At 63.4% G+C, this 729-nt stretch carries 2 pseudogenes; both read right to left on the bottom strand.

The features are described 5' to 3' along the window. Positions 1-425: pseudogene (locus FFR93_RS40470) on the bottom strand (electron transfer flavoprotein subunit alpha/FixB family protein); the annotation flags it as partial. A 25-nt stretch (positions 426-450) separates the two neighbouring features. Then, positions 451-729 (bottom strand): annotated as a pseudogene (locus FFR93_RS40465) (electron transfer flavoprotein subunit beta/FixA family protein); the annotation flags it as partial.

Raw genomic sequence — 729 nt, 5'->3', positions numbered from 1 at the left:
TTGGCATCGCTTGCCTGCACCGTCTGAATGGCGTTGCCGGCATAGATCGGCCGCTTGAAGGTGTCGGGGCTGACGACCTCGACGATCTCCGAGATCTGGGCGACATCGAGGAGGGCTGCCACCCGCGGCAGCACCGTCTTGCCGACCGAGGTGGCGGCCGAGACGATCGTGTCATAGGAACCGGCGAGCGAGACGATCAGGTCGGCAAGCGGTTCGGCGAGATTGTTGGCGAGCGCATCGCTTTCGGCCAGCAGCACCTTGGAGACGCCGGAGAGTTTTGCCGCCTCATCGGCGGCAGCCTCGGCAGCCTTGCCGGCAACGAGAACATGCACATCCGAGCCGATCTGGGAGGCTGCCGTCAGCGCCTTGGCGGTCTGGTCGGAGAGGTGATTGCCGTCATGGTCGGCCAGAAGAAGAATGGTCATGATAGTTGCTCCTGTTCCTGCCCGATTACAGCACGCCGGCTTCGTTCTTCAGCTTGTCGACGAGTTCGGCGACCGACTTGACCTTGACGCCGGCCTTGCGGCCAGACGGCTCCTCGGTCTTCAGCACCTTCAGCCGCGGCGTCGTGTCGACGCCGAAATCGGCCGGAACCTTCTTCTCCAGGGGCTTCTTCTTCGCCTTCATGATGTTCGGCAGCGAGGCATAACGCGGCTCGTTCAGTCTGAGGTCGGTGGTGACGACCGCCGGCAGCTTGATCTCGATCGTCTGCAGGCCGCCATCGACCTC

The organism is Rhizobium sp. MHM7A, from assembly GCF_005862215.1.
Classification (GTDB): Bacteria; Pseudomonadota; Alphaproteobacteria; order Rhizobiales; family Rhizobiaceae; genus Rhizobium; species Rhizobium bangladeshense.
The sequence above is the reverse complement of the archived record's forward strand: the minus strand, read 5'-3'. Positions and strand labels throughout refer to the sequence as shown.